Origin of the sequence: Nostoc sp. 'Peltigera membranacea cyanobiont' 213 (assembly GCF_002245975.1) — a bacterium.
Lineage (GTDB): Bacteria > Cyanobacteriota > Cyanobacteriia > Cyanobacteriales > Nostocaceae > Nostoc.
The window spans coordinates 1-4,518 of the sequence record NZ_NOLI01000268.1 but is presented as its reverse complement, the minus strand read 5'-3'; the positions used below and the strand labels follow the sequence as shown (position 1 = coordinate 4,518).

At 46.1% G+C, this 4,518-nt stretch carries 5 protein-coding genes; all 5 read left to right on the top strand.

The features are described 5' to 3' along the window. The first annotated feature begins 285 nt into the window (after positions 1-285). Entirely contained in the window at positions 286-843 is a 558-nt protein-coding gene (locus tag CDG77_RS33605) for a DsbA family protein (RefSeq protein ID WP_094333489.1), read from the top strand. Positions 844-942: 99 nt separating this feature from the next. Next, positions 943-1,755: an alpha/beta fold hydrolase gene (locus tag CDG77_RS33600; RefSeq protein WP_094333488.1), complete on the top strand. Its 813-nt coding sequence runs from the start codon at positions 943-945 to the stop codon at positions 1,753-1,755. Positions 1,756-1,810: 55 nt separating this feature from the next. Beyond that, positions 1,811-2,419 carry a Dps family protein gene (locus CDG77_RS33595; RefSeq protein WP_094333487.1) on the top strand — a complete coding sequence of 203 codons (609 nt, stop codon included), beginning with the start codon at positions 1,811-1,813 and terminating at the stop codon, positions 2,417-2,419. A 115-nt stretch (positions 2,420-2,534) separates the two neighbouring features. Continuing rightward, complete coding sequence (locus CDG77_RS33590) at positions 2,535-4,112, top strand: GMC family oxidoreductase (protein ID WP_094333486.1); 1,578 nt, start codon at positions 2,535-2,537, stop codon at positions 4,110-4,112. Positions 4,113-4,216: 104 nt separating this feature from the next. Then, on the top strand, positions 4,217-4,518 hold a 302-nt coding region (locus tag CDG77_RS33585; RefSeq protein WP_143857158.1), incomplete at its 3' end, for an SDR family NAD(P)-dependent oxidoreductase.

Sequence of the window (4,518 nt, the reverse complement as noted above, 5' to 3'; positions counted from 1 at the left end):
GGCTGCTTCTCCTTCCCCCTCCTCACAATGATTATCATTCTTGTATTTGGTGATTTTATTGCTTGGAAGTCCCTTACCTTTTGCCCTTGAGATTGGCTTTAGACTCCAACTTTAGTTGGAGATAACCTTCCACTATGAGATGAACAGGTTCATCCATCACTAGATTGTATAAAAATGTCAACTCAGAGTGGACGACAAGAGAGGGTCAATTGTCTATATTGAATCCATAGCAATGTTAGCGCAGTTGGGTTGTAAGGCTTAAGTTTGCTTAATACAAACCGAAACATGACTTACAACCGTGATAATCGTTCTTTATTCGTTCTGCCTTCAACCCAAGATCATATTCAAGGTGTACTGAATGCTGCTGTAGTATTCGTCATGTATGGAGATTATGAATGTTTTCAAAGTGCCAACATCTATCGATTGATTAAAGTTGCCGGGCAGCAATTGAAGCTGGAGTTTGGAGAAAACAATTTAGGTTTTATCTTCCGTCACTTTCCCCAGGTACAGATTCATCCACATGCTCAACGGGCAGCAGAAGCCGCAGAAGCAGCAGCGGCTCAAGGGCAGTTTTGGCAAATGCATGAGATGCTGTTTATCCATCAACAGGAATTGGGAAATGGCTATCTAGTCGAGTATGCCAATCGTTTAGGACTTGATATTTCTCAATTTTTGCAGGATTTATCCAAGGGAGCGTATGTCAATCTGATCAATGCGGATATTGAAGGTGGACTGCGAAGCGGAGTGGAGGCTGCGCCCGCTTTGTTTATTAATGGAATTCGCTATCTCGATCGCTGGACTGTTGAGCAGATAATGGCAGCCATTGTTGCTGCAAATGATTAAGGTTTTTGATGCTTATCCCAACAAGTATTTCATAACTTCTATACGGACGACAAGAATCAGAGATTTCAGCAATTTAGCAAGAATACAGAGGCGATCGCAATGATAGTTTTTACATGGAAAAAAGTTCAAAAATTGTTGCTGTGGTTATTTGCATTAAGTGTTGTCGTTGGAATATCAATGCATCCAACATCAGCCACCTCCAAGGAATTACCTCAAGCATCCAACTCTAAACCTGCGATCGTTCTCGTTCATGGGGCTTATGCTGACGGGACATCATGGCAACACGTTATTCCATTGTTAGAGCAGGATGGCTACAGAGTGACTGCTGTGCAGATTCCGCTCACTTCTCTTGCTGATGATGTGGCAACGACGAAGCGGGTAATTGAGAGTCAGAAGGGTTCTGTTGTAGTAGTTGGACATTCCTATGGTGGAAATGTAATCACGGGTGCGGCGGCTGGCAATCCACAGGTGAAAGCTCTGGTTTATGTTAATGCTTTCGCACCAGATGCCGGTGAAAAGACAAGTGATTTGAATAAAAGGTACGCAGCACCTCCGATTAGTAAGGCAATTGTGTCTGATGCTGCAAACTTCCTCTATGTCGATCGCGGGAAGTTTCACGAATTTTTTGCCCAAGACGTATCAAAGGCTGAGGCGCGAGTGATGGCAGCAACCCAAAAGCCGATCGCCAGCGCAGCGTTTGAGCAATCAGTGAATGAAATCGCCTGGAAAACGATTCCTTCCTGGTTTATCGTGACTCAAACCGATCGCGCCATCAACCCTGAACTTCAACGATTTATGGCTAAACGGATTAATGCTAAGACAACCGAAGTTAACTCCAGCCATGTTCCTTTTATCTCTCATCCAAAAGAGGTTGTCAAAGTGATTGAAGCAGCCAGCACTGCTGTGAAGTAATCGCAATTTTAAGAGAAGTAGTTTCTCAGTACATACAAATAGAACAGACCTAATTATGACTCTAGGAGATGCGATCGTGCCGACTCAAAATACAAGTATCACTGAAGTCGATGGCAGTCAACCCTTACTGCATCAACATGGATATGAAATTCAGCAGTATGGTACTCTTCGTGATTTGCCAATTGTTCTCAACCCCACTGCCCGCAGCGAAAGCTGTGTTTTAGTCAATCAAATTTTGGCAGATACGATTATTCTCTATCACCTTTACAAGAAACATCACTGGTTGATGCGCGGACATACGTTTTATCAACTGCATCTGTTGCTTGACAAACACGCCAGCGAACAAATTGAGTTAATTGATGCACTGGGTGAACGAGTACAAACACTGGGAGGCGTGGCGATCGCTGATCCGCGTCATGTAGCAGAAGTCACTAAAATTAAGCGTCCGCCCAACGGCGTTGAGGAAGTACCTGTGATGTTGTCGCGGTTACTAGAAGCCCACGAATTGATAATTGGGGAATTGAGAGGGGCGATCGATAAAACAGCAGCAAATCAAGATAGTGGCACTAATGATTTGTTAGTGAGTCAAGTCCTGCGAACGAATGAGACGCAAGTTTGGTTTCTGGCAGAACATTTGGTAGATACACCATTGGTACGCAGTTAAATTCAGCAGATCGGGCATTGTAAATGAATAACTAACAATATTTCAGCGATCGCTCTTTAATGAGTTCATTCTTGACTCCATTTATCCATTGTAGATAACAGAGGAAGAGAACTTTATGACTAATTATGACTACATTGTAATTGGTGCAGGTTCGGCAGGATGCGTTGTCGCCAACCGTCTGACAGAAGACAGCGACACAACTGTGTTACTACTTGAAGCGGGTAATCCCGATACGAAACCAGAAATTCACATCCCAGCGCAATGTCTCAGTCTACTAGGTTCTGAGGTGGACTGGGCATATTTCTCCCAATCAGAACCCTACCTGAATAACCGCAAAATCTTTTGTCCCCGTGGCAAAGTCCTGGGCGGCAGCAGTTCGATTAATATCATGATTTATCTGCGGGGTAATTCTCACGATTATGACCACTGGCAGTCATTGGGCAATCCCGGTTGGTCGTACCTTGATGTTTTGCCCTACTTCAAGAAATCAGAACACTTCTCACGAGGCGCGTCTGAATTTCACGGGGTCGATGGAGAGTTGAGCGTCACCGATCTGATTGCGCCTGCTGTGGTATCCCAACGTTTTGTAGACGCAGCAGTGGAACTAGGATATGACCACAATCCCGATCCCAATGGAATGCAGCAGTCAGGAGCAGGACTCTATCAGTTGACGATCAAGGATGGTAAGCGCCACAGCACCGCCGCTGCCTTCCTGTTACCCATTTTCCAGCGTCCCAATTTGACTGTAACCACAGGAGCGTTGGTAACTCGCTTGTTGTTTGAGGGTACCCGCACTATTGGGGTAGAATACCTGCACGAGGACATGTTGCACCAGGTTAGGGTAAACTCCGAAGTGATTTTAAGCGCTGGCACGTTCGATTCGCCGAAGCTGCTGATGCTTTCCGGTATTGGTGATGCAGAACACCTGCAAGCGATGGGAATTCCGGTAGTGGCTGATTTGCCGGGTGTCGGTCAAAACCTCCAAGACCACCCTGTCGTGTCCGTGGCACACGAGGCAACTCAGGATTTACACACGGCAAGCAGCAGTAGTGTCGCTGAAGCTGGCTTGTTTTTGCATACTCTGGGTAATCTGGATGCCGCGCCAGATTTACAGTTTCTCTTCGGCCCGGTTGTGTTGGCACCGCCTGGTTATGCCCACTCTGGTTTAGGATTTACAAGTTTCGTCTGTTTAACTCATCCTCAAAACATTGGTAGTGTCAGTTTGCGTTCCCCTGACCCCAAAGACACACCGATGATTCAAATGAACTTTCTCCAAAGTGAAACTGATGTGCAAAAGTTAGTTGTCGGGATTAAATTACTCCGTAACTTGTTCGGTGCAAGTGCTTTGGATGAGTTTCGCGGTAAGGAAATCGCTCCAGGTGCTGACAAGCAGAGTGATGCAGCACTCGAAGCTTACATTCGGGATACTTGCAGCACTGTATGGCATCCGGTTGGCACTTGCAAAATGGGCATTGACTCAATGGCAGTGGTAGACCCTAAGTTGCGGGTACATGGGGTTGAGGGATTGCGAGTTGTTGATGCTTCCATCATGCCAACAATCACCACGGGAAATACGAACGCACCCACCATCATGATTGGTGAGAAAGCAGCAGATTTAATTAAATCAAGTAGCACAGCACGAACGGTTTTCAGCAAATCTAACGTCCAAAATCCGGCGTATTCATCTATTTAGAAACGGGCATCGTCTTTGATCAATCTCAGATTATCATACCTGTTGAGCGTTTATCGGTCGATGTTAGGCAAACAGAACACTCGACCTTTGTAAAGGAATACACAATGGCACTGATTACAACACCATTCGGACGACATTCCACCGCCGCCGAGGTTGTAGAAGGAATTGATCTTTCCGACAAGCGGGCGATCGTTACGGGAGCCGCATCGGGCATCGGCGTAGAAACGGCGCGGGCACTGGCTCAAACTGGAGCGAGCGTCACACTAGCTGTGCGTAATACCGATGCTGGAGCGCAAGTCGCGGCTGACATCATGGCTACTACTGGGAACCGGAATATTCATGTTGCTCCGCTTGATTTAAGCGATCGCAACTCAATTGCCAAGTTCATTGCTGCCTGGCGTGAGCC